At 71.7% G+C, this 26,818-nt stretch carries 25 protein-coding genes; 3 read left to right on the forward strand and 22 right to left on the reverse strand.

Going from position 1 to position 26,818, the window contains the following annotated elements:
- Window positions 1–8 precede the first annotated feature (8 nt).
- Both OG559_RS09810 and rarD read left to right on the forward strand, forming a co-directional pair.
- Window positions 9–497: a GNAT family N-acetyltransferase gene (locus OG559_RS09810; RefSeq protein WP_405114479.1), complete on the forward strand. Its 489-nt coding sequence runs from the start codon at window positions 9–11 to the stop codon at window positions 495–497.
- Complete coding sequence (rarD, locus tag OG559_RS09815) at window positions 494–1,435, forward strand: EamA family transporter RarD (protein WP_405114482.1); 942 nt, start codon at window positions 494–496, stop codon at window positions 1,433–1,435. The genes OG559_RS09810 and rarD overlap by 4 nt, the downstream gene beginning before the upstream one ends.
- A 56-nt stretch (window positions 1,436–1,491) precedes the next feature.
- Here rarD and OG559_RS09820 read toward each other — a convergent pair whose 3' ends face one another.
- The 3 genes from OG559_RS09820 to OG559_RS09830 all read right to left on the reverse strand — a co-directional run bounded on the left by OG559_RS09820 (window position 1,492) and on the right by OG559_RS09830 (window position 3,758).
- Entirely contained in the window at window positions 1,492–2,190 is a 699-nt protein-coding gene (locus OG559_RS09820) for an anti-sigma factor family protein (RefSeq protein WP_405114484.1), read from the reverse strand.
- The gene (locus OG559_RS09825) at window positions 2,187–2,681 is read right to left on the reverse strand and encodes a sigma-70 family RNA polymerase sigma factor (RefSeq protein ID WP_396672042.1); all 495 of its coding nucleotides are present in this window, start codon (window positions 2,679–2,681) and stop codon (window positions 2,187–2,189) included. Before OG559_RS09825 ends, OG559_RS09820 begins: the two co-directional genes overlap by 4 nt.
- A 294-nt stretch (window positions 2,682–2,975) precedes the next feature.
- Window positions 2,976–3,758: an IclR family transcriptional regulator gene (locus tag OG559_RS09830; protein ID WP_396671538.1), complete on the reverse strand. Its 783-nt coding sequence runs from the start codon at window positions 3,756–3,758 to the stop codon at window positions 2,976–2,978.
- Window positions 3,759–3,912: 154 nt separating this feature from the next.
- On the opposite strand from OG559_RS09830, the gene OG559_RS09835 reads away from it, so the two are divergent.
- Window positions 3,913–5,094 (forward strand): MFS transporter, encoded by a 1,182-nt coding sequence (locus OG559_RS09835; protein WP_405114486.1) that lies wholly within the window; start codon window positions 3,913–3,915, stop codon window positions 5,092–5,094.
- Window positions 5,095–5,100: 6 nt separating this feature from the next.
- Here the strand turns inward: OG559_RS09835 and OG559_RS09840 are convergent, their stop codons facing one another.
- From OG559_RS09840 to OG559_RS09930, 19 genes are all read right to left on the reverse strand, one after another.
- Entirely contained in the window at window positions 5,101–6,183 is a 1,083-nt protein-coding gene (locus tag OG559_RS09840) for a polyprenyl synthetase family protein (RefSeq protein ID WP_405114488.1), read from the reverse strand.
- Window positions 6,184–6,273: 90 nt separating this feature from the next.
- Complete coding sequence (nuoN, locus tag OG559_RS09845; RefSeq protein ID WP_405114490.1) at window positions 6,274–7,827, reverse strand: NADH-quinone oxidoreductase subunit NuoN; 1,554 nt, start codon at window positions 7,825–7,827, stop codon at window positions 6,274–6,276.
- Window positions 7,824–9,356 carry an NADH-quinone oxidoreductase subunit M gene (locus tag OG559_RS09850; protein WP_396671542.1) on the reverse strand — a complete coding sequence of 511 codons (1,533 nt, stop codon included), beginning with the start codon at window positions 9,354–9,356 and terminating at the stop codon, window positions 7,824–7,826. Before OG559_RS09850 ends, nuoN begins: the two co-directional genes overlap by 4 nt.
- Before the next feature lie 64 nt (window positions 9,357–9,420).
- A complete protein-coding gene (gene nuoL / locus OG559_RS09855) occupies window positions 9,421–11,367 on the reverse strand; it encodes an NADH-quinone oxidoreductase subunit L (RefSeq protein WP_405116543.1) in 1,947 nt (648 codons plus the stop codon).
- 26 nt (window positions 11,368–11,393) lie between these two features.
- The gene (gene nuoK, locus OG559_RS09860; RefSeq protein ID WP_350883381.1) at window positions 11,394–11,693 is read right to left on the reverse strand and encodes an NADH-quinone oxidoreductase subunit NuoK; all 300 of its coding nucleotides are present in this window, start codon (window positions 11,691–11,693) and stop codon (window positions 11,394–11,396) included.
- Window positions 11,690–12,460 (reverse strand): NADH-quinone oxidoreductase subunit J, encoded by a 771-nt coding sequence (locus tag OG559_RS09865; RefSeq protein ID WP_405114493.1) that lies wholly within the window; start codon window positions 12,458–12,460, stop codon window positions 11,690–11,692. Before OG559_RS09865 ends, nuoK begins: the two co-directional genes overlap by 4 nt.
- Complete coding sequence (nuoI, locus tag OG559_RS09870; protein ID WP_350883384.1) at window positions 12,457–13,098, reverse strand: NADH-quinone oxidoreductase subunit NuoI; 642 nt, start codon at window positions 13,096–13,098, stop codon at window positions 12,457–12,459. The genes OG559_RS09865 and nuoI overlap by 4 nt, the downstream gene beginning before the upstream one ends.
- A gap of 1 nt (window position 13,099) precedes the next feature.
- Window positions 13,100–14,452 carry an NADH-quinone oxidoreductase subunit NuoH gene (nuoH, locus tag OG559_RS09875; RefSeq protein WP_405114495.1) on the reverse strand — a complete coding sequence of 451 codons (1,353 nt, stop codon included), beginning with the start codon at window positions 14,450–14,452 and terminating at the stop codon, window positions 13,100–13,102.
- Complete coding sequence (locus OG559_RS09880; protein WP_405114497.1) at window positions 14,449–16,959, reverse strand: NADH-quinone oxidoreductase subunit G; 2,511 nt, start codon at window positions 16,957–16,959, stop codon at window positions 14,449–14,451. Before OG559_RS09880 ends, nuoH begins: the two co-directional genes overlap by 4 nt.
- Complete coding sequence (gene nuoF, locus OG559_RS09885) at window positions 16,959–18,275, reverse strand: NADH-quinone oxidoreductase subunit NuoF (RefSeq protein ID WP_405114499.1); 1,317 nt, start codon at window positions 18,273–18,275, stop codon at window positions 16,959–16,961. The genes OG559_RS09880 and nuoF overlap by 1 nt, the downstream gene beginning before the upstream one ends.
- On the reverse strand, window positions 18,272–19,408 hold the full coding sequence (nuoE, locus tag OG559_RS09890; protein ID WP_405114502.1) for an NADH-quinone oxidoreductase subunit NuoE: 1,137 nt from the start codon (window positions 19,406–19,408) through the stop codon (window positions 18,272–18,274). The genes nuoF and nuoE overlap by 4 nt, the downstream gene beginning before the upstream one ends.
- A complete protein-coding gene (locus OG559_RS09895) occupies window positions 19,405–20,730 on the reverse strand; it encodes an NADH-quinone oxidoreductase subunit D (protein ID WP_405114504.1) in 1,326 nt (441 codons plus the stop codon). The genes nuoE and OG559_RS09895 overlap by 4 nt, the downstream gene beginning before the upstream one ends.
- Window positions 20,727–21,455, reverse strand: a complete 729-nt coding sequence (locus tag OG559_RS09900; RefSeq protein WP_405114506.1) for an NADH-quinone oxidoreductase subunit C — start codon at window positions 21,453–21,455, stop codon at window positions 20,727–20,729. Before OG559_RS09900 ends, OG559_RS09895 begins: the two co-directional genes overlap by 4 nt.
- The gene (locus OG559_RS09905) at window positions 21,452–22,129 is read right to left on the reverse strand and encodes a NuoB/complex I 20 kDa subunit family protein (protein ID WP_405114508.1); all 678 of its coding nucleotides are present in this window, start codon (window positions 22,127–22,129) and stop codon (window positions 21,452–21,454) included. Before OG559_RS09905 ends, OG559_RS09900 begins: the two co-directional genes overlap by 4 nt.
- Before the next feature lie 13 nt (window positions 22,130–22,142).
- Window positions 22,143–22,508, reverse strand: coding sequence for an NADH-quinone oxidoreductase subunit A (locus tag OG559_RS09910; protein ID WP_043961418.1), 366 nt, complete (start codon window positions 22,506–22,508; stop codon window positions 22,143–22,145).
- A gap of 179 nt (window positions 22,509–22,687) precedes the next feature.
- Complete coding sequence (locus tag OG559_RS09915; RefSeq protein WP_396671550.1) at window positions 22,688–23,965, reverse strand: geranylgeranyl reductase family protein; 1,278 nt, start codon at window positions 23,963–23,965, stop codon at window positions 22,688–22,690.
- Window positions 23,966–24,098: 133 nt separating this feature from the next.
- A complete protein-coding gene (locus OG559_RS09920; protein WP_405114511.1) occupies window positions 24,099–24,323 on the reverse strand; it encodes a hypothetical protein in 225 nt (74 codons plus the stop codon).
- A gap of 62 nt (window positions 24,324–24,385) precedes the next feature.
- Entirely contained in the window at window positions 24,386–25,096 is a 711-nt protein-coding gene (locus OG559_RS09925) for a demethylmenaquinone methyltransferase (RefSeq protein ID WP_405114513.1), read from the reverse strand.
- Between the two features lie 130 nt (window positions 25,097–25,226).
- On the reverse strand, window positions 25,227–26,459 hold the full coding sequence (locus OG559_RS09930) for an LPXTG cell wall anchor domain-containing protein (RefSeq protein ID WP_405114515.1): 1,233 nt from the start codon (window positions 26,457–26,459) through the stop codon (window positions 25,227–25,229).
- Window positions 26,460–26,818 lie beyond the last annotated feature (359 nt).

The raw sequence follows: 26,818 nt of genomic DNA on the forward strand, positions 1-26,818 counted from the left end.
GTCGGGGCGTGATCACCCTGACCCGCGACGACGGTTACCTGCTCAGCACCGACCCGGCCCGGCTCGATCTCGACCTGGTGCACCGCTGGCTCTCCACCGACGCGTACTGGGCGCTCGGGCGGGACCGGGAGACCGTGGGGCGGGCGTTCGCCGGCTCGCTGCCGTTCGGCGTGTACCGCCCCGGGGACGGTCGTCAGGTCGCCGTGGCCCGGGTGGTCACCGACGGGGCGACCTTCGCCTGGCTCTGCGACGTCTATGTGGACCGGGTCGCCCGGGGGCACGGGCTGGGCACCTGGCTGGCCGGCGCGGCCCGCGACCACCTGGCCGAGCTCGGCGTACGACGGATCGTGCTGGCCACCGCCGACGCGCACGAGGTGTACGCGAAGGTCGGCTTCACCCCGGTCGACCCGGGCCGCTGGATGGAGTACGACCAGCGGGTGAGCCAGCTCACCGGAAAGGAACCAGGGGCCGATTCACCCCTTACGGTGGACAGGTGACCCCGCTCCGCCTCGGATACCTCTACGGCCTCGGCGCGTACCTGCTCTGGGGATTCTTCCCGCTCTACTTCAAGCTGCTCCAGCCGGCCGGGCCGCTGGAGATCCTGGCGCACCGGATCGTCTGGTCGGTGGTGTTCGTGACGCTGCTGCTCGCCGCGTTGCGCAACGTCGGCTTCCTGCGCGCGCTGGCCCGCCGCCCCCGGGCCCTGGCCGGGATCGCCGCCGCCGCAGCGCTGATCGCCCTCAACTGGGGCACCTACATCTACCTGGTGAACTCCGAGCGGGTGGTGGAGACCGCGCTCGGCTACTTCATCAACCCGCTGGTGTCGGTGCTGCTCGGGGTGACCGTGCTGCGCGAGCGGCTACGCCCCACCCAGTGGCTGGCGCTGGGCATCGGCGCGGCGGCGGTGGGTGTGCTCACCGTCGACTACGGCCGGCTGCCCTGGCTGGCGCTCACCCTGGCGGTCAGCTTCGCCGCCTACGGGCTGGTCAAGAAGCGGCTCGGGCTGCCGGCGGCGGAGGGTCTGTTCGTGGAGTCGGCGGTGCTGGCCCTGCCCGCCCTCGGCTACCTCGGCTGGCTCACCGCCACCGGCGACCTCGCGTTCGGCCACGTCTCCGCCGGGCACACCGCGCTGCTGGTGCTCGCCGGGGCGGCGACCGCGATCCCGTTGCTGTTCTTCGCCGGCGCGGCCAACCGGCTGCCGCTCACCGCGCTGGGCATGCTCCAGTACGTCGCGCCGATCCTCCAGCTCGGCTGCGGCGTGCTGATCTTCCACGAGCCGATGCCCCCGGCCCGCCTGGCCGGCTTCGCCCTGGTCTGGCTGGCCCTGATGGTCTTCACCACGGACGCCCTCCGCCACGCCCGCCGTTCCCGCCACGCCCGCCGCGCCGCGACCCCCGCCGATCTTGCACTCGCGGCCCCCGGTTCGCCGCGTTAGCCGGATTCGCCCGGGCCGCAACTGCAAGATCGCGGGGTGGGGTGGGGTGGGGTGGGTTAGCGGGCGTCGTAGGCGAGGATCGGGGTGCCGTCGGCGCGGAGGAGTTCCAGGCGGACCAGTTCGCCGTCGGTGAAGTGGGTGGCGCCGGTGAACCGCAGGTCGTCGCCGGGGGCGGCCAGCCAGGAGCCGATCTGCTCCGTCGCGCCGTCCGGGCCGTACGCCACCAGCCGGAAGGTGTACGCCTTGCGGTGGCCGTCCCGCCGGTCGTACCCGCAGCGCATGGTGACCTCGGTGCCCCACGGGGTGCCGGTCAGCCCGATCTCGGCGTGCACCGGCACCGCGCCGGCGACCGTCCGCATGGCGGCCATCGGCACCTGCGGAGCCGGCGTCGGGGTGACCTCGGCGGCCGGCCGGAGCGTGGCCGCGCCGAGCCCGGCGAGCAGCGCCAGCACGGCGGCTGCCAGCGAGGTCACGACGTACCGGCGGCCGGCTGCCCGGCGATCGCGGCGGCGGCGGTCCCGCGCGGCGGCGAGCAGCACGTCCACCCGGGAGGTCTCGGCCACCGGCTCCAGCAACGGCACCAGCCCCGCCGGATCGAGCCGGCCGAGCAGCCCGGGCAGCACGGCGATCTCGGCCACCGCCTCCCGGCAGGAGGCGCAGCCGGCCAGGTGCCGCTCGTAGGCGGCCCGCTCGGCGGGGGCGAGCGCACCCAGCAGGTACGCGCCGTCGTCGTGCGCGAACTCGCAGCGGGTCAACGGGTCACCCCCATCTCGGCCAGCGCCAGCCGTAGTGAGCGCAGCGCGTAGTGGGTGCGGGACTTGACCGTCCCGGGTGGCACGCCCAGCCGCGCCGCCGCCTCGGCCACCGAGCGTCCCTGGTAGAAGCACTCGATCAGCACCTCCCGGTGGGTCGGGCTGAGCCGGTTCAACGCCTCGGCCACCGTCCACGCCTCCACCGCCCGCTCCGCCTCGTCGACCGCCTCCGAGGGCTCCGGCAGCTCGTCGGTGTAGACCTCTCCGACCCGGGTGGAGCGCCGCCGCCAGGCGTCGATGGCCAGGTTCCGGGCGGTGGTGAACAGCCAGGCCCGCACCGAGCCGCGCGTCGGGTCGAGCGCTTCCGGGTGCCGCCAGGCCCGCAGCAGCGTCTCCTGCACCAGGTCCTCCGCCCGGGTCCGGTCGCCGTTGACCAGCCGCAGGGCGTGCGCGTGGAGCGCGTCGGCGTGTGCGTCGTGCAGGGCGCGCAGCAGTCGGGCGTCGTGGTCGCTGATGGCGGCCTCCTCGGGCGTCGGGGAGTCCAGCGGGTCGCGCCGTCGGGTGGCCCGGCGGCGCCTTCGCCCGAAAGTACGTCCGGCGGCCCCGATCGGTTCATCCACGGGCCGACGGAGGCACACCCGGCGCAGGTGTTCACGTCCGGTTCACGTTCGGGCCGACCCGCGCCCTGCGTGGTGGTCACCTGGCGGCTGGACGGCGGCCCGATCGGCAGCTGACCGGCGACGGCGCGCACGGCGGCCCCCTCCCACCGGGGAGGGGGTTCTGTCGTCTCAGCCCTCGACGACGGCGGCGTCGGCGACGGCGCGGGCGACGGTGAGCAGCTTGGCCCGGACCACCCGGGCGGAGGTCATCATCTCGCTGGCCGGCAGCGCGCAGGCCAGCACTATCCGGCGTTCCAGGTCCTTGTCCGGGGTGACCAGCACCGCGGCGCACGCCACGCCCTGCCGGAACTGGCTCAGTTCGAGCTGCATCCCGCGCCGGTCGCCGGCCGCCAGGTCCGCCTCGAACGCCTCAGGGCTGGTCAGGGTGGCGTTGGTGAACGGGCGCATGCCGTACTCCCGCAGGTAGCGGAAGCGCTGCTCGGTGGTGAGGGTGGCCAGCAGGGCCTTGCCGAGCGCGGTGGCGTGCGCCCCCTCGTCGAAGCCCGGGACCATGTCCTCGAGGTACGGCGAGCGGTGCCCCTCGGCGACGGCGGTGATCGCCACCTGGCCGCCGACGAACCGGCCCAGGTAGTGGCTGTACCCGGTGTCCAGGGCCGCCCGCCGCAGGCACTCGCCGACCGGCGCCGGCCCCCGGAACGCGGTGACCAGCTCGCGGTACCGGTCGGCGATCTCCAGCCCGACGATGTACGTGCCGTCCTCCCGGCGGATCACATAGCCCTCGTACGCCAGGGTGCGGACCAGGTGGTAGGTGGTGGCCACGGTCAGCTCGCAGCGCCGCGCGATCTGCTTGACGGTCAACCCCTTCGGGGCACGACCGACCGATTCGAGCACGCGTAGGGCGCGGGACACACTCCGGATGAGATCCGAAGGTTCCGCCAAGGGGTCGCGCACAACCACCTCCGCCGCCGGGGAGTTACACCATATGAAATCCAGGCGTCCGGCGAAATGCCTGTTCGGATCGACGATGCCAGATCATCCTAAACGGTCAGTGCCCCGAGCGACACGGTGAGTTGTCCGAGGGGGGCTCGCGTAGGTTTGCGGGACCATGACCCGCACCGCCCCGTACCCCGCGTCACCGGCCGCCGCCCGCCGTCCCCTCCGGGCCGGCGCGGGAGCGGTCGCCACCACCGTCGCCTGCGTCCTGCCCATCTTCCTGGTCGGCGGCCTTGCCGTGCAGATGGGCGCGGACCTGGGCTTCTCCCCGGCCGGGCTGGGCCTGGTCGTGTCCGTGTACTTCGGCGTCAGCGCGCTCGCCTCGGTGCCCTCCGGTGCCCTCGTGGAGCGGCTCGGCCCGACCGTGGTGGCCCGCGCCGGCATCCTGCTCTCCGCCGGGTCCATGCTGGCCGTGGCGGCGCTGGCCCGGTCGTACCCGGTGCTGGTCGTGCTGCTGGCGCTCGGCGCCGCCGCCAACGCCCTGGGGCAGCTCGCCAGCAACGCGGCGCTGGTCCGACACGTGCCGGCGCGCCGGCAGGGGCTGTCGTTCGGGGTGAAGCAGGCGGCCATCCCGCTCTCCACCCTGCTGGCCGGCCTGGCGGTGCCGACCGTCGCCGTGACCGCCGGCTGGCGGTGGGCCTTCGTGGCGGGCACGGTCGCCGCACTGTCCGCGCTGCCGCTCGTACCGGCGCGGGAGGCCCGTCCGGGGCGGCCGACCGGCGACCGGCGGGCCGGTGGGGCGACGGGGGCCCTGATACTGGTCGGGGTGGCCGCGACGCTGGCGGCAGCCGCCGCGAACGCGCTGGGCACCTTCCTGGTCGACTCGGCCGCCGGCCGGGGGCTCTCGCCGAGCCTGGCCGGGCTGACCCTGACCCTCGGCAGCGTGGTCTGCGTGGCCGCCCGGATCGGTTTCGGCGCCATGGCCGACCGCCGGGACGGCGGCCACGTGACGGTCATCGCCGGCATGCTCGTCGTCGGCGCCCTGGGGCTGATGCTGCTGGCGCTGACCGGACCGGTGCCGCTCGTGGCGGGCGTGGTGCTCGGCTTCGGCCTGGGCTGGGCCTGGCCCGGGCTGATGACCTTCGCGGTGGCCCGGCTGCACCCGCAGGCCCCGGCCGCCGCCACCTCGATCACCCAGACCGGGGTGTACGCCGGCGGCTGCCTCGGCCCGCTGGCCCTTGGCGCGACCGCCACCGCCTTCGGCTACCCGTCGATGTGGCTCGCGGCGGCAACGGCCATGCTCGGTTCGGCCGCCCTGATGCTCACGGCGGCCCGCCTGCTGCGCGCCCGCTGACGGGGGTCAGCTCGTGCGGTCGGCGATGAAGTCGCAGAGGGATTCGAGGGCCCGGCGGGTCGCCCCGCCCGGGAGCGGGGCGAGCTGCCCACGCGCGTCCTCGGCGTAGCTGCGGACCGTCTCCCGGGCCCGCTTCAGGGCGGGGGACTCGCGGAGCAGACCGAGGGCCTCGGCGTGCAGGTCGTCGTCGACGATCGGGCCGGTGGCCAGGATCTCCCGCAGCCGCACCGAGGCGGCGTCGGAGTCGTCCGAGGCGAGCGCGTAGAGCACCGGCAGCGTCGGCACTCCCTCGCGCAGGTCCGTGCCGGGGGTCTTGCCCGACTGCACCGACTCGCTGGCGATGTCCAGCAGGTCGTCGGAGAGCTGGAAGGCCACGCCGATGGTCTCGCCGTAGGAGGCCAGGGCCTCGGTGTGCTCGACGGACGCCTGGCCGAACATGCCGCCGAACCGGGCCGAGGTGGCGATCAGCGAGCCGGTCTTCCCCGCGATGACGTGCAGGTAGTGGTCGACCGGGTCCTGCCCGTCCCGGGGGCCGACCGTCTCGGCGATCTGGCCGTGCACCAGCCGGGCGAACGTGCGCGCCTGGAGGCGCACCGCCTCGGTGCCGAGGTCGGCGGCGAGGTCCGCGGCGCGGGCGAACAGGTAGTCGCCGACCAGGATCGCCACCGAGTTCGTCCAGCGCGAGTTGGCGCTCGGCGCGCCCCGGCGCACGGCGGCCTCGTCCATCACGTCGTCGTGGTAGAGGGTCGCCAGGTGGGTGAGTTCCATCACCACGGCGGCGGGGACGACCTGCGGGTTCGTCGGATCGCCGAGCTGGGCGCCCAGGGCGACCAGCAGCGGGCGGAACCGCTTCCCGCCGGCGTCCACCAGGTGCCGGGCGGCCTCGGTCACCAACGGGTCGGCGCTCGCCACCGCGGCCCGCAGCTCCGCCTCGACGGACTCCAGCAGGCCCATAACGGACGCCTCGACGCGGGAATCGGCCAAGTGCAGGCCGAGCGCGCCGAACTGACCAGTGCTCTTCCGACTCCGCCGAGCGGAGCCGGTGGCACCTGAACGCTCGCCAGCCGAAATCACCACGCTATCCACCATGCCACACCCGTTCGACCTGCTCCGGACGGGGGATACGGCGACGGGGCCGGCACACTGTCGTGTGCCGGCCCCGTCGCCGGGAAAGGTCGGTCATCGTACGAATTCAGCGGCACCGTTGGCAAGATCGAGCAGCGGGCCCGGGACGACGCCCAGCACCAGGGTGGCCAGCACGCCGATCATGAGGGCCGCCGAGGTGAGCCCGCCCGGCGTGGTGACCGTCGGGGTGGACTCGCCCGGCTCGGACAGCCACATCATCACCACGACCCGCAGGTACGGGAACGCCAGCACCATGCTGGTCAGCACGCCGGCCACCACAAGCCACGCGTGGCCGGCGTCCAGCGCCGGGGCGAAGACGGCGAACTTGCTCATGAACCCGCTGGTCAGCGGGATGCCGGCGAAGGCCAGCAGGAGGAAGGTGAAGATCGCCGCGAAGAACGGCGAGCGCCGGCCCAGCCCGGCCCAGCGGGACAGGTGGGTGGCCTCCCCGTCGGCGTCCCGGACCAGGGTCACCACCGCGAACGCGGCGAGCACCGAGAACCCGTACGCGACCAGGTAGAACATCGTTCCGGAGAGCCCGTCCTTGCTCGGCGCGAGCACCCCGACGAGCAGGTACCCGGCGTTCGCGATCGACGAGTACGCCAGCAGCCGCTTGATGTCGGTCTGGGTCACCGCCAGCACCGCGCCCACCAGCATGGTCAGCACCGCGATCGCGCCGAGGACCGGGGTGAAGTCCCACGCCGCACCGGAGAACGCCACGTGGAACACCCGCAGCAGGGCGCCGAACGCGGCGACCTTGGTGCAGGCCGCCATGAAGCCGGTGACCGGCGTCGGAGCGCCCTGGTACACGTCCGGGGTCCAGACGTGGAACGGCGCGGCGGCCGCCTTGAACAGCAGCCCGATGGCGAGCAGCGCCATGCCGGCGAAGAGCAGCACCTTGCTGGCCGGGGACTCGTTCACCGCGGCGTGGATGGTGGCGAAGTCGACGCCCGCCGGCCGGCCCGGGATGCCCGAGGTGAACCCGTACACCAGGGCCACGCCGAAGAGGAAGAACGCCGAGGCGTACGCGCCGAGCAGGAAGTACTTCATGGCCGCCTCCTGGCTCAGCAGCCGCCGGCGACGGGCCAGCGCGCAGAGCAGGTAGAGCGGCAGCGAGAAGACCTCAAGGGCGATGAACATCGTCAGCAGGTCGTTCGCCGCCACGAAGATCAGCATGCCGCCGATCGCGAAGCTGGTCAGCGGGTAGACCTCGGTCGCCCCGTTGCTGCCCTCGGCCTGCCGCCGGTCGTCGGGCGACTCGGCGGTGACCGCGGCCTGGGCGACGAACGCCCCGCCCCGCTCCACCGAACGCTCACCGATAAGCAGCAGCGCCATCGCGGCGAGGACCAGGATCGCGCCCTGGAGGAACAGCGTCGGCCCGTCCACGGCGATCGCCCCGCCTGCGGTGAGCAGCCGCTCGTCGGCGTTCACCATCACCATCACCAGGGCGGCGAGCACCGCCAGCAGGCCCAGGGACAGTTGCGCCAGGTGACGCTGCCTGCGGGGCACGAAGGCCTCGACCAGCACGCCCACCAGGGCGGCACCGAGCATGATCAGGATCGGAGCGAGCGCCGTGTAGTCGATCGACGGCAACTTCAGCTCGGTCATTTCGCGGCCTCCTGGACGCTGCCGACCTCAGGGGCGGGATCGGTCCTGCCGACGTCCTCCATGGTGGCCCGGACGGCGGGGTTGATGACATCGGTGACCGGCTTGGGGTAGAAGCCGAGCAGCACGATCAGCGCGATCAGCGGCGCGACCACGAACTTCTCGCGCAGGCTGAGGTCGCGGCGCATCGGCTCGATCTCGACCAGGGCCGGATTGAGCGTGCCCTGGGTGGTGCGCTGCACCATCCACAGCACGTACGCGGCGGCCAGGATGATGCCGAGCGTGGAGATCACCGCCACCGGCTTGTTCACCGTGAAGGTGCCGATCAGCACCAGGAACTCGGAGACGAACGGCGCGGTGCCGGGCAGCGCCAGCGAGGCCAGGCCGGCGAAGAAAAGCACCCCGGCCAGCAGCGGCACCAGCTTGCCCGCGCCGCCGAAGTCGCTGATCAGGGCCGATCCGCGCCGGGCCACCAGCATCCCCACCACCAGGAAGAGCAGCCCGGTGGCGAGGCCGTGGTTGAGCATGTAGAGCACCGCGCCGGTGCCGGCCTGAGTGGTGAAGGCGAAGATGCCGACCCCGATGAACCCGAAGTGCGCGATCGAGGTGTACGACACCAGCCGCTTCAGGTCGTTCTGGCCGACCGCGAGCAGCGCCGCGTAGATGATGCCGATCACCCCGAGCGCCAGCGCCCAGGGGGCGAACCACTTCGACGCCTCCGGGAACAGCGGCAGGCAGTACCGCAGGATGCCGAAGGTGCCGACCTTGTCCAGCACCCCGACCAGCAGCGCGGCGGCCCCGGCCGGGGCCGCGCCACCGGCGTCCGGAAGCCACGTGTGGAACGGGAAGAACGGCGCCTTGATCGCGAAGGCGAGGAAGAACCCGAGGAACAGCCAGCGCTCCGTGCCGGTGGAGATGTCCACCTGGGTCAGCGCCTGCCAGTCGAAGGTCTTCCCGCCGACGACCCAGAGGCCGATCACCGCGGCCAGCATGAACAGGCCGCCGACCAGCGAGTAGAGGAAGAACTTCACGGCCGCGTACTGCCGCTGGTGGCCGCCGTAGCTGCCGATCAGGAAGTACATCGGCACGAGCATGACCTCGAAGAACACGTAGAACAGGAAGACGTCGGCGGCGGCGAAGACGCCGATCATCGTGCTCTCGAGGATGAGTAGCAGGGCGAAGTAGACCGGCACCGAGCGCTTCGACGACTCGGCGTCGTGCCAGGACGCCAGGATCACCAGCGGCACCAGCACCGCGATCAGCATCAGCATCACCAGCGCGATGCCGTCGGCGGCGAAGGTGAACCGGGCGTCCCACTGCGGGATCCAGGTGTAGGACTCGCGGAACTGGAGCCGGTCACCGCCGGTCTTGAAGCTGACCCACATGACCACCGACAGCGCCAGCACCAGCAGCGACCACCCGAGGGCCACCTGCTTGGCCAGGTCCGGCCGGCGGCGCGGCAGGACGGCCACGACCAGCGCGCCGACCAGCGGCGCCACGGTCAGCACCGAGAGGAACGGGAAGTTGGACATTATGCGGCCTTACCTCCGTCGTCACTGCTTGGTCCGCCGGCGGGGGCGGCCGTAGAGAGGTCGATCACGCCAGCCACCCCGCCTGCACGGCCATGAACGCCGCCACCACCAGCAGCGCGCCGGCCAGGATGGACGTCGCGTACGACCGGACGAATCCGGTCTGCAGCCGCCGGAGCCGGCCCGAGCCCCCGCCCACTGCGGCGGCCAGGCCGTTGACCAGCCCGTCGACGCCCCGGTTGTCGAGGAAGACCAGCGCCCGGGTGAGGAAGATCCCCGGCTTCTCGAAGACCGCCTCGTTGACGGCATCCGTGTAGAGGTTGCGCCGGGCGGCGGTGACCAGCACACCCGCCGGCTGCGGCTCGGTGGCCGTGCCGTTGCGGAACAGGAACCAGGCCAGCCCGGCCCCACCAACGGTGACCAGCAGCGAGAGCGCCGTGATCAGCCAGTGCGCGAGGACGGCCTCGTGGTGGCCCGCCTCCTGGCCGCCCAGCCCGGCGGTGGCCTGGAGCCAGTCCGGCACGGACGTGGAGAGCAGGAAGCCGGCGCCGACGGAGCCCAGGGCGAGCAGGATCAGTGGGATCGTCATCAGCTTGGGCGACTCGTGCGGGTGCTCGATGTCCTCGGTCCACCGCTTGGGGCCGTTGAAGGTGAGCACGAACAGCCGGGTCATGTAGAACGCGGTGAGCCCGGCGCCGAGCAGCGCGGCCCCGCCGAACAGCCAGGCCGTCCAGTCCTCCCGCTCGAAGGCTGCCACGATGATCGGCTCCTTCGAGAAGAAGCCGGAGAACGGGAACATGCCGATGATGGCGAGCCAGCCCATCATGAACGTGAGCCAGGTGATCTTCATGTGCTTGGCCAGCCCGCCGAAGCGGCGGATGTCCACCTGGTCGTTCATGCCGTGCATGACCGAGCCGGCGCCGAGGAACATGTTGGCCTTGAAGAAGCCGTGCGCCAGCAGGTGCACGATGGCCAGCGCGTACGCCCCGCCGCCGAGGCCGACGCCGACGAACATGTAGCCGATCTGGCTCACCGTCGACCAGGCCAGCACCCGCTTGATGTCGTCCTTGGCCGCGCCGATGATGCAGCCGATCAGCAGGGTCAGTGCGCCGACGCTGACCACCACGAGCTGGAGCGTCGAGTTGGCCGAGAAGATCGGGTTGGACCGGGCGATCAGGTAGACGCCCGCGGTGACCATGGTGGCGGCGTGGATGAGCGCCGACACCGGGGTCGGGCCCTCCATCGCGTCCGGCAGCCACGCCTGGAGCGGGAACTGGCCGGACTTGCCGGTCGCCCCGAGCAGCAGCAGCAGGCCGAGCACCAGCACAGTGGTCGCGGTCAGCGAGCCGACCCCGTTGAACACCTCGTCGTACTGGGTGGTGCCGAGGGTGGCGAACATGATGAAGATGCCGATGGCCAGGCCGGCGTCGCCGACCCGGTTCATCAGGAACGCCTTCTTGCCGGCGGTGGCCGCACTCGGCCGGCCGTACCAGAAGGAGATCAGCAGGTACGACGCCAGGCCGACGCCCTCCCAGCCGAAGTACAGCATCACGTAGTTGTTGCCGAGCACCAGCAGGAGCATCGCGGCGACGAACAGGTTGAAGTAGGCGAAGAACCGCCGCCGGCCCTCGTCGTGCGCCATGTACTCCACCGCGTACAGGTGGATCAGGAAGCCCACCCCGGTGATGAGCAGGACGAAGACCGCGGCCAGCGGGTCGAACAGCAGACCGAAGTCCACCTTGAAGTCACCGACGGCGATGAAGTCCCACAGGCTCCGCTCGACCGACTTGTTCTCCAGGCCGCGTAGCTGGAAGAAGTAGGTCAGGCCGAGCACGAAGGCCGTGCCGACCGACGCCACCCCGAGCCAGTGCCCCCAGCGGTCGGCCCGCCGGCCCAGCAGCAGCAGGATCACCGCGCTGGCCAGCGGGATCGCCACCAGCAGCCAGACACTGCCGAGCAGCCCACTCGCCGAAGCGTAGGCGACGGCACCTGCCGGCTCGGCCGGGGCGTTCATCAGAATCTCTCCCACTGCTGGCCCCTCTAGTACTTGAGCAGGTTGGCGTCGTCGACGCTCGCGGAGCGCCTGGTCCGGAAGATGGACATGATGATCGCGAGGCCGACCACGACCTCGGCCGCGGCCACCACCATGACGAAGAACGACATGATCTGGCCGTTCAGGTCACCGTTGATCCGGCTGAAGGTGACGAGGGTCAGGTTGGCCGCGTTCAGCATCAGCTCGACGCACATGAACAGCACGATCGCGTTGCGCCGGATGAGTACCCCCGCCGCGCCGATGGTGAACAGCACCGCGGCGAGCACCAGGTAGAAGTCCGGGGTCATTTGTCCGTCCCCTTCAGCGAGGTGTCCTCGTCGGTCAGCTCCCGCACCGGCAGGATCGGCGAGATGCCGCGCTCGGTCAGCCGGCCGTCGGGCAGGCGGGCCGGGGTGGCCACCGAGGAGGAGGTGGCGAAGACGCCCGGGCCGGGCTTCGGGCCGGGGTAGTTACCCGGGGCGAATCGGGCCTTCATCGTGGCGACCTGGTCCATCTTGTCTTCCTTGCGCCGCTCGACGTGCGCCAGCACCATCGCGCCGACCGCGGCCGTGATCAGCAGCGCCGAGGTCAGTTCGAAGGCGAAGACGTACTTGGTGAACAGCAGCCGGGCGATGCCCTGCACGTTCCCCTCGGCGTTGGCCTGTTCCAGGCCCACCGCCTGGACGCCGTGCAGCGCCCGGTACAGGCCGCCGCCCACCAGGCCGGCGAAGCCGAGCCCGAGCAGCACCGCGGCGACCCGCTGGCCGCGCAGCGTCTCGATCAGGGAGTCCGAGGCGTCCCGGCCGACCAGCATGAGCACGAACAGGAAGAGCATCATGATCGCGCCGGTGTAGACGATGATCTGCACCATGCCGATGAACGGCCCGGCCTGCAGGACGTAGAACACGCCCAGGCAGAGCATGGTCAGCACCAGCCAGAGCGCCGAGTGCACGGCGTTGCGCGCGGCGACCATGCCGATCGCGCCGATCAGCGCCAGCGGGGCGAGGATGTAGAAGGTGACCTCCTCGCCGCCGGACACCCCGCCCGCCGCGGCGAGCACCGTCTGCGTGGTCATGCCTTGTCCCCCTTCCCCGCCGCCGCCCGCTGGGCGTGCTGCTCGGCGCCGGGGAAGGTCACCCCGGGGTGCTCCTGGACCTGGTACCGGCCCGGGCTGTTGGTCGCGTGCTCGGCACCGGCCGAGGTGCCCGGGTTGGTCAGCGCACCGACGTAGTAGTCCTTCTCGCTGTCCCCGAGCCGCATCGGGTGCGGCGGCTGCTCCATGCCCGGCAGCAGCGGCGCGAGCAGCTGCTCCTTCGTGAAGATCAGGTCCTGCCGGTTGTCCCGGGCCAGCTCGTACTCGTTGCTCATGGTGAGCGACCGGGTCGGGCAGGCCTCGATGCACAGCCCGCAGAAGATGCAGCGGGCGTAGTTGATCTGGTAGACCGACGCGTTCCGCTCACCCGGCGAGAGGCGGTTCTCCTCGGTGTTGTCCCCGCCCTCGACGTAGATCGCGTCGGCCGGGCAGGCCCAGGCGCACAACTCGCAGCCGATGCACTTCTCCAGGCCGTCCGGGTGCCGGTTCAGGACGTGCCGCCCGTGGTAGCGCGGCGCCGGGACCGGCGGCTTGAACGGGTAGTCGGTCGTGACGACCTTCTTGAACATGTGCGAGAAGGTGACTCCGAAGCCCTTGAACGTTCCGGTGATCGCGCCCACGTCACACCTCCCTGGAGTCCGAGCCGGCGGCGACGTTGGCCGGCTCCCGCTCGGCGACCACACGCTTGGTGCGCGGGCTCGGTGGCACTTGCAGGTCCATCGGTGGCAGCGGGAAGCTGCCGTGCGGACGGCTGTTGGCCTGCTCCTGGAGCGAAGGCTTCGGCTTCGGCTTGCGGCTCGGCCAGAGCAGCGTCGCCAGCAGCAGCACGCCCGCGCCGATCGCGGTGGTGAGCAGCCGGTCCCTGGTCTGCCAGTCCTCGATCGACCGCAGGCCGGCCAGGACCAGGATCCAGACCAGGTTGATCGGCAGCAGCACCTTCCAGCCGAAGCGCATGAACTGGTCGTACCGGAGCCGGGGCAGGGTGCCGCGGAGCCAGACGAACACGAAGACCAGGGCGATCACCTTGCCGAAGAACCACAGCATCGGCCACCAACCGGAGTTGGCGCCCTCCCACAGGGTGATCGGCCACGGGGCCCGCCAGCCGCCGAGGAACAGCGTCGTGGTGACCGCGGACATGGTCACCATCGCGACGTACTCGCTGAGCATGAAGAGCGCGAACTTCAGCGAGCTGTACTCGGTCATGTAGCCGGCGACCAGCTCCGACTCGGCCTCGGGGAGGTCGAACGGCGCCCGGTTGGTCTCACCGACGGTGGAGATGAAGAAGATGATGAAGCTCGGCAGCAGCAGGATCGCGTACCAGCCGGGGGCCGGGACCTCGGTGCCGAAGATGGTCAGCTGGGTGGCGTCCCCCTGGGCGGCGACGATCCCGCTGGTGGACATCGTGCCGGCGGTCATGAACACCGCCACGATGCTCAGCCCCATGGCGACCTCGTAGGAGATCATCTGGGCGGTGGACCGCAGGCCGCCGAGCAGCGGGTACGTCGAGCCGGAGGCCCAACCGCCGAGCACGATGCCGTAGATGCCCATCGACGAGCAGGCCAGCAGCACCAGCACCGCCACCGGCACGTCGGTGACCTGGAGCGGCGTGTGGTGGCCGAAGATGCTCACCATCGGGCCGAACGGCACCACCGACAGGGCGGTGACCGCGCAGACCACCGAAATGGTCGGCGCGAAGAAGAAGACGACCTTGTCCGCCGCCTTCGGGAGGATGTCCTCCTTGAAGGCCATCTTCAGGCCGTCGGCCAGGGTCTGGAGCAGGCCGAACGGGCCGGCCTGGTTGGGGCCGGGCCGCACCGCCATGCGGCCGACGACCCGCCGTTCGAACCAGACACCGAGCAGCGTGGCCAGCACGGCGACGACGAAGGCGAAGACGACCTTGATCAGGACCAGCCACCACGGGTCCTTGCCGAAGTCGGCCAGCGTCGGGTCCTGGGCCAGGTAGACCGCGTTCACTGGGAAACACCCCCGGTGTTGAGGAGCGGACCCGGGTGGCCGGCCGCGTCCGCGGCGACCGCCGGGGTGGCCTGCTCCGTGGCGGCGACCGCCGCGGAGATCCGTACCACCGTGCCGGACGTCGCGCCGAGGCCGCGCCGCACGGTGGAGCCGGGTGAGTTGGTCGGCAGCCAGACGACGCCGTCGGGCATCTCGGTGATCGCCGCCGGCAGGGTGATCGCCCCGCGGTCGGTGCCCACCGTGACCGGGTCACCGTCGGCGACGCCGAGCGCCTCCGCGGTGCCCTTGCCCACCCGTGCCACCGGCGGGCGGGCGGTGCCGCTCAGGTGCTCGTCACCGTCGGTGAGGCTGCCCAGGTCGATGAGCTGGTGCCAGGTGGACAGGACGGCCTCGCCGGCGCCGGGCTGCGGCACCGGGGCCGGCTCCACCGACGGCGCGGACGGCCGGTCGGCCCGGGTCGGCGACAGGCTACCCAGCTCCCGCCGGATGCTGAGCACGTCGCCCGTGCCGATCTGCACGTCGAGCAGCGCGGCGAGCGCGTCCAGCACCCGGCCGTCGGTCATCGCGGCGGTGTGCAGCACCGCGTCGAAGGGACGCAGCCGGCCCTCCCAGTCCAGGAAGCTGCCGGCCTTCTCGACCACCGGGGCCACCGGGAGGACCACGTCGGCCCGCCGGGCCACCGCGCTGTTGCGCAGCTCCAGGCTCACCAGGAACGGCACCGCGTCGAGGGCCTGCTCGGCCAACCGGGGGTCGGCCAGGTCGGCCGGGTCGACCCCGGCCACCACCAGCGCGCCGAGCTGGCCGTTCGCGGCGGCGGCGACGATGCCGTCGGTGTCCCGGCCGGCCTGGCTCGGGATCACCCCGGCCGCGATGTCCCACGCCTCGCCCAGTTCGGCCCGGGCCGCCGGCTCGGTGACCGGACGGCCGCCGGGAAGCAGGTTGGGCAGGCAGCCCGCGTCGACCGCGCCCCGGTCGCCCGCGCGCCGCGGCACCCAGGCCAGCTTCGCGCCGGTACGCCGGGCGACGTCCGCCGCCGCCGACAGGCCGCCGGGCACCTCGCCCAGCCGCTCGCCGACGATCAGGATCGCGCCCGGGGCGCTGAGCGCCTCGGCCACCGTCGCGTGCTCGGCGAGGACGCTCGCCTCCTCGCCCGGCACCACCCGGGCCAGCTTGGCCCCGAGCTTCTCCAGGCCACGGGTGGCGAACGGCGCGAGGGCGTACACCGTGAGCTTCTTCTTCAGGTACGCCTTGCGCAGCCGCAGGAAGAGGATCGGGCACTCCTCCTCCGGCTCCAGACCGACCAGCACCACGGCGGGCGCGTTCTCCACGTCCGCGTAGGTGACGTCGGTGCGCCCGGCGACCGTGCTGGCCAGGAAGTCGGACTCCTCGCGGGAGACCGGCCGGGCCCGGAAGTCGATGTCGTTGGTGTTCAGCGCGACCCGGGCGAACTTCGCGTACGCGTACGCGTCCTCGACGGTCAGCCGGCCGCCGGTCAGCACCGCCGTGCCGTGGCCGCCGTCCCGGGCGGCCCGCAGCCCTTCGGCGGCGACGGTCAGCGCCTCGCTCCACGACGCCTCGCGCAGCTCACCGGTCTCGGAGTCGCGGACCCGCGGGGTGGTGAGCCGGTCGAAGGCGCGGGCGTACTGGAAGCCCCAGCGTCCCTTGTCGCAGTTCCACTCCTCGTTGACCTGCGGGTCGTCGCCGGCCAGCCGGCGAGTCACCTTGCCCCGCCGCCAGTCGGTGCGCTGGGCGCAGCCGGCCGAGCAGTGCTCGCACACGCTCGGGCTGGAGACCAGGTCGAACGGGCGGGCCCGGAAGCGGTACTGCGCGCCGGTCAGCGCGCCCACCGGGCAGATCTGCACGGTGTTGCCGGAGAAGTACGAGTTGAACGGGACGTCGCCCGCGTCGCCCTCCTCGCCGTACGCCTCGTCCCGGTAGATGTTGATTTCCTCGGCGGACGACCGGCCCATCAGGTCGATGAACTTGTCGCCGGCGATCTCCTCGGAGAACCGGGTGCACCGCTGGCAGAGCACACAGCGCTCGCGGTCGAGCAGCACCTGGGTGCTGATCGCCATCGGCTTCTCGTACTCCCGCTTGTGCTCGTGGAACCGGGAGTCCGTGCGGCCGGTGGACATCGCCTGGTTCTGCAGCGGGCACTCGCCACCCTTGTCGCACATCGGGCAGTCGAGCGGATGGTTGAGCAGCAACAGCTCCATGACCCCCTCCTGCGCCTTCTTGGCGACGCCGGAGGTGAGCTGGGTGCGGACCACCATGCCCTCGGCGACGGTCTGGGTGCAGGAGGCCACCGGCTTGCGCTGGCCCTCCACCTCGACCAGGCACTGCCGGCACGCGCCGGCCGGGGCCAGCAGCGGATGGTCGCAGAAGCGCGGGATCTCGGTGCCCAACTGCTCGGCGACCCGGATCAGCAGCGCGCCCTTGGGTGCGGTGACCTCGATGCCGTCGATCGTGAGGGTGACGGTCTCGGTCTGCTTGGCTACGTCGGTCATTAGTGCGCTCCCACCAGCTGCTTGTCCGACAGCTTCGGCGCGGTACGTCCCTCGATGTAGTCGAGGTAGTCCTGCTTGAAGTACTGCAACGACGAGGTCACCGAGCTGGTCGCACCGTCACCCAGGCCGCAGAACGAGCGGCCGAGGATGTTGTCGCAGGTGTCCAGCAGGGTGTCCAGGTCCTCGTGGGTGCCCTGGCCGGCGAGGATCCGCCGGTAGACCCGGACCATCCAGTAGTTGCCCTCGCGGCACGGGGTGCACTTGCCGCACGACTCGTGGTGGTAGAACTCCAGCCACCGGTACGTCGCGTACACCGGGCAGTCCTGGTCGGAGAAGATCTGGGTGGCCGTGGTGCCCAGGATCGAGCCGGCCGCCGCCACCCCCTCGAAGTCCAGTGGCACGTCCAGGTGCTCGGCGGTGAGCAGCGGGGTCGACGAGCCGCCCGGGGTCCAGAACCGCAGGTTGTGCCCCGGCTGCATCCCGCCGGCCAGCTCCAGGAGCTCGCGCAGCGTGACGCCCATCGTGCACTCGTACTGGCCCGGTTCGGCGATCCGGCCGGAGAGCGAGTAGATCATCGGCCCGGCGGACTTCTCCGTGCCCATGGACTTCCACCAGTCGGCCCCGCCCAGCACGATGTACGGCACGCTGGCGATGGTGCCGACGTTGTTGACCACCGTGGGGCTGGCGTACAGGCCGTGGGTCGCCGGGAACGGCGGGCGCAGCCGGGGCTGGCCCCGAAAGCCCTCCAGCGAGTCCAGCAGCGCCGTCTCCTCGCCGCAGATGTACGCCCCGGCACCCGAGTGCACCACCAGCTCCAGGTCGAACCCGGAGCCGAGGATGTTCTTACCGAGGTAGCCCTTGGCGTACGCCTCCCGCACGGCGTTGCGCAGCCGGCGGGCGGCGTGCACCGCCTCGCCGCGGATGTAGATGTAGGCCCGGCTGGCCCGGATCGCGTACGACCCGATGATCACGCCCTCGACCAGCGAGTGCGGGTCGTGGGTCATCAGCGGCAGGTCCTTGCAGGTGCCCGGCTCGCCCTCGTCGGCGTTCACCACCAGGTAGTGCGGCTTGCCGTCGCCCTGCGGGATGAACCCCCACTTCAGGCCGGTCGGGAAGCCCGCGCCGCCGCGACCGCGCAGCCCGGAGTCCTTGACGAGCTGGATCAGGTCGTCCGGGTGGGCCTTGAGCGCCTTGCGCAGGGCGGCGTAGCCGTCCAGCCTCTCGTACGTGCCGATCCGCCAGGCGTCCGGCGACAGCCAGCGCTTGGTGAGCACGGGGGTGAGCTTGGCCAGGGTCTCCGGCCGAGGAGTGGTCACTTCTTGGTTCCCCCTTCGCTCGCGACTGCGCGGTTCTCAGCCCACGACTGCGGGCCTCGCTCCACTCGTTCCTCGCGCGGGCGATTGGGGCTCGCAAGCTCGCTCCTCGCACCCGCGGATGCCGCCGCTTCCTTGAGCGAGCGCTCCTGCGCGCCGGCCTCGTCGCCGGCGGGCTTGCCGTCACCGGCCGGCGGGTTCGCGGCGACGCCGGCGGCCTCGGCCTCCCGCGCGTCGCGCGGCGCCGGGGGCGTCGGGTCGGCCGGAACCTTGGTGCCGGGCGCGTCCGGCACGGCGGTCCGGGCGTCCGGCTGCCGGGTCTCCGCGGCCCGCACCTCGGGCGACTTGGCGTCCGGCGCCTTCACGTCGGGAGCGGTGCTGCCGGTCGCCGTGGTGGCGGGGGCCGGCTTCGCCTGCTCCGCGGCCTTCGCCCTCGCCGCGGCGGCGTCCGCCTCCGCCTTGCTGCGGATCGGCGTGTTCGGGTCGTAGCCCGGCACCGAGATGCCGTGCTGCTCGGCCAGCCGCAGGCCGCGCAGGGTGGGCTCGCCCGGGCCGCCGTCGGCGACCGCGCCCTCGCGCTCGTCGGCGAAGCCGGCGAGCTGCACCGCCATCTCCTTCAGCGTGCAGAGCCGCGCGCCCCGGGTCGGCATCGGCCGGCCACCGGAACGCAGCTCCTCGACCACCCCGAGGGCGGTCTGCGGGTCGACGCCGTCGAAGAAGTCGTAGTTGACGGTCATCACCGGGCCGTAGTCGCAGGCCGCCAGGCACTCGGCGTGCTCCAGGGTGACCTTGCCGTCGGCGGTGGTCTCGTCGTGGCCGACGCCGAGGTGCTCGGCCAGGGTGTCGTAGACCTCCTGCCCGCCGAGCACGTTGCACATCGTGTTGGTGCAGACGCTGACCAGGTAGTCGCCGGTCGGCCTGCGCTTGTACATCGTGTAGAAGGTGGCCACTGCGCCGACCTGGGCCTTGTTCAGGCCGAGCACGTCGGCGCAGAACTCGACGCCGGCCGGGGAGACGTACCCCTCCTCCGACTGCACCAGGTGCAGCAGCGGCAGCAGCGCCGAGCGGGACCGGTCGGCCGGGTACCGGGCGACGATCTCCCGCGCCCGCTCACGAGTCGTTTCGGTGAAGCTCATCGGTCACATCCACCCATCACGGGGTCCAGCGAGGCGCCGCCGGCGATCACGTCGGCGATCAGGCCGCCCTCGGACATCGCCGGGAGGGCCTGGAGGTTGACGAAGCTCGGCTCCCGGTAGTGCACCCGGTACGGGCGGGTGCCACCGTCGGAGACGGCGTGCACGCCCAGCTCGCCGCGGGGCGACTCGATGCCGACGTACACCTGGCCCGGCGGGACCCGGAAGCCCTCGGTGACCAGCTTGAAGTGATGGATCAGCGACTCCATCGACTGGCCCATGATCTTCGCGACGTGCTCCAGCGAGTTGCCCATGCCGTCGACGCCGATGGCGAGCTGCGCCGGCCAGGCGATCTTGCGGTCGGCGACCATCACCGGGCCCGGCTTCAACCGGTCCAGCGCCTGCTCGACGAGCTTGAGCGACTCCCGGATCTCGGCGAGCCGGACCAGGTAGCGGCCCCAGACGTCGCCGTCGGTGTGGGTCGGCACGTCGAACTCGTACGTCTCGTAGCCGCAGTACGGCATGGTCTTGCGCAGGTCCCAGGCGAGGCCGGCGGAGCGGAGCACCGGGCCGGTGACGCCCAGCGCGAGGCAGCCGGTCGCGTCGAGCACCGCGACGTTCGTGGTGCGCTCGATCCAGATCGGCTGGCCGGAGAGGAGATCCTCGTACTCCTTGAGCCTCTTCGGCATCATCTTGAGGAACCTGTGGATCTTGACGATCGCCTCGTCCGGCACGTCCTGCGCCACGCCGCCCGGCCGGACGTACGCGTGGTTCATCCGCAGGCCGGTGATGCTCTCGAAGATGTCGAGGATGTACTCCCGCTCGCGGAAGCCGTACAGCATCATGTTGATCGCGCCGAGCTCCATGGCCGTGGTGGCCACCCAGACCAGGTGCGAGGAGATCCGGTTCAGCTCCATCATCAGGACCCGGATCGTGGTAGCCCGCTCGGTGATGTCGTCGGTGATGCCGAGCAGCTTCTCCACCGCGAGGCTGTACGCCGTCTCGTTGAACAGCGGCGCGAGGTAGTCCATCCGGGTCACGAAGGTCGTGCCCTGCACCCAGTTGCGGTATTCCAGGTTCTTCTCGATGCCGGTGTGCAGGTACCCGATGACCGACCGCGCCTCGCGGACGGTCTCGCCCTCCAGCTCCAGGATCAGCCGGAGCACGCCGTGGGTGGACGGGTGCTGCGGACCCATGTTCACGACGATCCGCTCGTCGTTGATCGGGTCCGTGCCGGAGACGATCTGGTCCCAGTCCCCACCGGTGACGGTGAAGACCCGGCCCTCGGTGGTCTCGCGCTCGGTCGCGTAGTTCGACGTCGTCACTGGTACGACCTCCGTCGGTCCGGCGGCGGAATCTCCGCGCCCTTGTACTCGACGGGGACGCCGCCGAGCGGATAGTCCTTGCGCTGGGGGTGCCCCTCCCAGTCGTCCGGCATGAGGATCCGGGTCAGGTTGGGGTGGCCGTCGAAGATGATGCCGAACATGTCGTACGCCTCCCGCTCCTGCCAGTCGGCGGTCGGGTAGACACTGGTGACGCTCGGCAGGTGCGGGTCCTCGGCGGACACCGCGGCCTCCAGCCGCACCCGGCGGCGGTACGTCATCGAGGTGAGCTGGTAGACCACGTGCAGCCGGCGCTCGTGCGCACCGAGGTAGTCCACCCCGGACACCGAGGAGCACAGCTCGAAGCGCAGCGCGAGGTCGTCCCGCATCACCTGGCAGACCTCGGCGATCCGCTCCGGGCGGACGTGCAGGGTCAGCTCGCCCCGGTCGACCACGATCTTCTCGATCGCGTCGCCGAACGCCGGGTAGGCCTCCTCCAGCGCGTCGCGGACCTCGTCGAAGTAGCCCCCGTACGGCCGGGGGGTCTCCTCGACCGGCTGACGCGGGCGAACCAGGCCACCGAAGCCGGAGACGTCGCCCGAGCCGTGGATGCCGAACATGCCGCGCCCGGCCGGGCCGGCCGGCGGGTACTCGGCGGGCGCACCGCTGCTGGCTCCGGACGGCGTCACCGGCACCGGCAGGCCGCCGGTGTTCGAAGCTGCGCTCACTTGATACCCCCGTGCGGGTGGAGGTGGTTCTCGGCCTTCATCCAGTTCTCGATCCGCAGCTGCTCCTCGCGCCCCTCGCGGACCGCCTTGGTCCACTCGGCGCGGCGGGCCTTGTCACTGCGGTACGACGACGGCATCGAGCCGTACGGGACGACCGGCAGGTCGCCGCGCTCCCGGCGGGCCTCCAGCATCTTGCGGCCGTTCGGGCCCAGAGGCTCGTGCATGACCTTCTCGCGGAGCTTGAGAATCGCGTCGATGAGCATCTCCGGCCGGGGCGGGCAGCCCGGGAGGTACATGTCGACGGGCACGATGTGGTCGACGCCCTGCACGATGGCGTAGTTGTTGAACATGCCGCCGCTGCTGGCGCAGACGCCCATCGAGAGCACCCAGCGGGGCTCGGCCATCTGGTCGTAGATCTGGCGCAGGACCGGTGCCATCTTCTGACTCACCCGGCCGGCCACGATCATCAGGTCCGCCTGCCGGGGCGAGGCGCGGAACACCTCCATGCCCCAGCGGCCCAGGTCGTAGTGCGGGCCACCGGCGGCCATCATCTCGATGGCGCAGCAGGCCAGGCCGAAGGTGGCGCCCCAGAAGGACGTCTTCCGCGACCAGTTGACCAGCGACTCCACGGAGGTGAGCAGGATGCCGGCGGGAAGCTTCTCCTCGATACCCATCTGCGTGTCTCCCTCAGTCCCAGTCCAGGCCGCCGCGCCGCCACACGTAGGCGTATGCGACGAAGACCGCGACGATGAACAGGACCATCTCCACGAAGCCGAAGATCGGCAGGGCGTCGAACGAGACCGCCCAGGGGTAGAGGAAGATGATCTCGATGTCGAAGACGATGAAGAGCATCGCCGTCAGGTAGAACTTGATCGGGAACCGGCCGCCCCCGACGGGCTGCGGGCTGGGCTCGATGCCGCACTCGTACGCCTCGAGTTTGGCTTTGTTGTACCGGCGCGGGCCGGCGAAGCGGGCGGCGGCCACGGAGAACAGCGAGAACGCCGCGGCGAGGGCGAACAGCCCGATGATGGGTGCGTAAGGCGAGAGCGTCATTGTGGTCTCCTGCTCGTCCTTCCCTGCCCTCGGCGGTGGTTGGCCAAAATCACACTATTCACGTCCCTCACGACGGCTGTCGGCGGGGTCGATCCCTGTCCAGCCTGCGGTCTTCGTCGACCGCCCGGCCGGAGCCCCGCGCTCCTCGGCGACCTGCGGGCTCACGCGCACTCCTCGTGCTACACGGCTGGCGCCGCCTTCGTCATCGCGTTGATGACCCGGTCCATCGCGTCCCCGCCGCGCGGGTCGGTCAGGTTGGCCAGCAGCTTGAGCACGAACCGCATCAGGGCTGGATGCGGCATGCCGTGCTTGGTGGCCATCCGCATGATCTCCGGACGGCCGATCAGCTTCACGAAGATCCCGCCGAGCCGGTAGTAGCCGCCGAACCGGGCCTTCAGTTCCTGCGGGTACGCCATCAGCGCCCGCTCCCGCTCGGCGCCGGCCGGCCGGGCGAGGGCCTGCACCGCGACCTCCGCGGCCAGCTCTCCGGACTCCATCGCGTATGCGATGCCCTCGCCGTTGAACGGGTTGACCATGCCGCCGGAGTCGCCGACCAGCATGACGCCGCGAGTGTAGTGCGGCACCCGGTTGAAGCCCATCGGCAGCGCCGCGCCGAGGATCGGCCCCTCGGCGTTCGACTCGTCGGTCATTCCCCAGTCCTCGGGGGTGTTGGCCAGCCAGTCGGTGAGCAGCCGCCGGTAGTTGGTCTTGCCGAAGGCGGTCGAGGAGTTGAGCACGCCGAGGCCGACGTTGACCCGCCCGTCGCCGAGACCGAAGATCCAGCCGTACCCGGGGAGCAGGTTGTCGCCGCTGGCCTTGCTGCGCAGCTCCAGCCACGACTCCAGGTAGTCGTCGTCGTGCTTGGCCGGCGAGCGGTAGTACCGCCGGACGGCCACCCCGATCGGCCGGTCCTCCCGCTTGGCAAGCCCGAGGGCGAGCGGGAATCGGCCGGAGACGCCGTCCGCGGCGACCACCAGCGGGGCGCGGAAGGTGGCGGGCTCCTTGTCCGGGCCGACCTCGGCCTCCACCCCGACCACCCGGTTGTCGGCGTCGAGCACCGGACCGATCACGTTGACGTTGGTGCGCAGCTTCGCCCCGGCCGAGACGGCGCGCTGGGCGAGCAGGTCGTCGAAGTCGAGCCGGGTGCGGACCAGGCCGTAGTTGGGGAAGCTGGCCAGGTCCGGCCAGTCCAACTCCAGGCGGACGCCACCGCCGATCACTCGCAGGCCCCGGTTGTGCAGCCAGCCCGCCTCGGGCGAGGTGTCCACGCCCATGCGGATGAGCTGCCGGACCGCGCGCGGGGTCAGCCCGTCGCCGCAGACCTTTTCCCGGGGGAACTCGGTCTTCTCCAGCAGCAGCACCCGCACACCGTGCTGCGCCAGGTGGTACGCCGTCGCCGAGCCACCAGGACCGGCGCCCACGACGATCACGTCGGCGTCGTTCTCCACCGCGGTCATCTGGGCCTCCTCCCGCGTGCTCGTGAAATCCTTCACAAGCCGGTCGGGTGGAGTCTATGACCGGCGCTACCTCCCTGCCGGGTTAGGTGGCCCTAACTTGCCGAGGTGGGAGCCGCCGGGATCCACAAAGGGGTCAAAGCGGCGCGGAGGTGGGCTCGTCCAGACCCGCATCGACCCGGATGGCCTCCGGCAGGTGATCACGCAGGGCGCCACCGGCCGCGCGGTCCAGGGCCGCCAGCACCTCCGCCACCACTTGACGGACGTCGGCCGGGTCGACCCCCGCCAACTCCCTGAGCTGGGCGACGAGTTCTGCGGCGTCCTCGCTCGGCGTCGCGCGCGCCGGCTCTGCTCCCGTCACGGAGCAAGCCTACCGGGCAAAGTGGACTAATTGCGCGCATTCGACAAACGCGTCGGAACGACTCAGTCGCGAACCGCGCGGTGCAGGGCGACCACGCCGCCGGTGAGGTTGCGCCAGGCCACCCGGCCCCAGCCGGCCGACCCGATCCGCGCCGCCAGGGCCTGCTGGTCCGGCCAGGCCCGGATCGACTCGGCGAGGTAGACGTACGCGTCCGGGTTGCTGGACACCGTGCGGGCCACCGCCGGCAGGGAACGCATCAGGTACGACAGGTAGACCGTGCGGAACGCCGGGTTGACCGGGGTGCTGAACTCGCAGACCACCAGCCGGCCACCGGGCCGGGTGACCCGGGCCAGCTCACGCAGGGCCGCGTCGGTGTCCGACACGTTGCGCAGCGCGAAGGAGATGGTCACCGCGTCGAAGCTGGCGTCCGCGAAGGGCAGCCGCAGCGCGTCCCCGGCCAGCAGCGGCACCGTGGGGCGGGACCGCTTGCCGGCGTGCAGCATGCCGAGAGAGAGGTCAGCGCCGACCGCGTACGCGCCGGACTGGGCCAGCTCCTCGGTCGAGACGCCGGTGCCCGCGCCGACGTCCAGCACCCGGTCGCCGGGGCCGAGCCCGAGAGCCGCCCGGGTGGCCCGCCGCCAGAACCGGTCCTGCCCGAAGGAGAGGACGGTGTTGGTGAGGTCGTAGCGGGCGGCCACGCCGTCGAACATCGCGGCGACCTCGTGCGGCTGCTTGTCCAGGCTCGCGCGCTGGCCCTGCGGGGTAAGGCTCACCCCTCCACTCTGCCAGCCGACACCCCACCCACCGATGCCGGGGCGGCGGCGCACGGCGGAGGTACGCGGACGGGCGGGGTGGTCACCCACCCCGCCCGTCCCGGCGCGTCGCGTCAGTCGTTCCCGACGGTCAGGCGTTCGACCTCTCGTCCCCCGGGGTCACCAGCAGCACCCGGCGGCGGCGGGAGAGCACCAGCAGCGCCCCTCCGGCCAGCAGCACGGCGCCGCCGATGCCACCGATCAGCCCGGCCTGCACGCCGGTCACCGGAAGCCCGCCACCGCCACCGCCGGTGCCCGGCGAGGTGGTCGCGCTCGGCTCGGCGGACGGGCCCGGGGTCGGGGCGCCGGTCGGCGTCGGGGTGGGGGTGGGGGTGGGCTGGGCGGACAGGTCCACGAAGACGTCGAAGACGGCCTGGTTGTCGACCTCGTCCGTCTCGGTGAAGGCGCGACGCTGGGCCGCCGAGGCGACCTGCGACTCCTCCTCGGGAGCGCCCTGCGCCTCGTCCAGCCCGTACGCGAAGAGTTCGCCGATGCGCAGCACCGGCTCGTCGGCGTCGGCGGCGACCTTCACCCGTACGTCGTCGGTGTAGTACTCGCCCGGCCGGATCACCGCGCCGGTGTCCTCGCAGAACGCCTGGGCCAGGCCGCCGAACTCCTGCTCGACGCAGTTCTCGGGCAGCTTCGCGAAGCTGACCTTGGCCGGCAGCGTGATGGCGTAGAAGACGCCGGTCGCCCGGCGGCTGCCGTCGTTGTAGATCGCCCAGTCCAGCGGGGCGGTCGCGCCGCGCGGGATCGGCTTCAGGTCCGGCTCGTTGCTCTGCGCGCCGTCGACCACGACGTTGGCGTACCCGTCCTGCACCCAGGAGGTGAGGTCGTAGCCGGGGCGGGTGACGGTGATGTCGACGGTCTCGCTGTTGTCGTCCGTGTCCGGGTCGGCGGTCGACGAGGCGACCGTCACCTTCAGCGCGCCGCCCTTGCCCCGGCCGCCGGTGCTGAACAGCGGGATGCCGAAGTCCTCGCTGGTACCGCCGGCCAGGTCGCCGAGCAGGCAGGTGAAGGCCGTGCCGGAGACCTCGCAGCCGTCGGGGACGACGAAGCCGACCCGCTTGGTCAGGCCCTTCGTCTCCACGGTGACCCGGACGTCGCGGGCCGCGACCGAGCTGCGGGTGTTGTCGACGGTGAACTTGAACGGCTTGGCCTTGGCCGCCTCGACGCCCTTGGCCAGGTTCTGGCTGAGCGGGATCAGCGCCAGGTCGGCCTGGTCGGCCGCCTGGGCCGGGGCCGCCACGGTGGCCAGGCCGCCGGCGGCCAGCAGCGCCACGGCGCCGACACGGGCCAGGGCCGAACGGTGGAACGAGGTCATTGATCCCCCGGGGTTAGGGAAGAAGGAGGGTTTTTGCGGAACCGAGCGGACGTTATCCGAGGTAGATCGATTGCGCCAGGAGCCAGCACGGCAATTCATCCGTCCGGCCCCGGCCGTCAAGACGGTGGGGGCGGGATGGTCGACCATCCCGCCCCCACCGCCGTGCTCTATGTGAACGGCCCCCACGGGCCGATGGAGGACTGAGCCTCGGACCACGTCGCGGGGGACGTTAGCGACCCGCGCTGGCCTGCGCGACCCTTTCGGACGACAAGACGCACACCAGGTCCGACAGGCCGAGCAGAACTGTCCGGACCGCCGATCGGCTCACCGGCCGACCGGCCGGTGAGCGCTCGCCCAGC

This window comes from Micromonospora sp. NBC_01405 (genome assembly GCF_045040155.1).
Lineage (GTDB): Bacteria > Actinomycetota > Actinomycetes > Mycobacteriales > Micromonosporaceae > Micromonospora.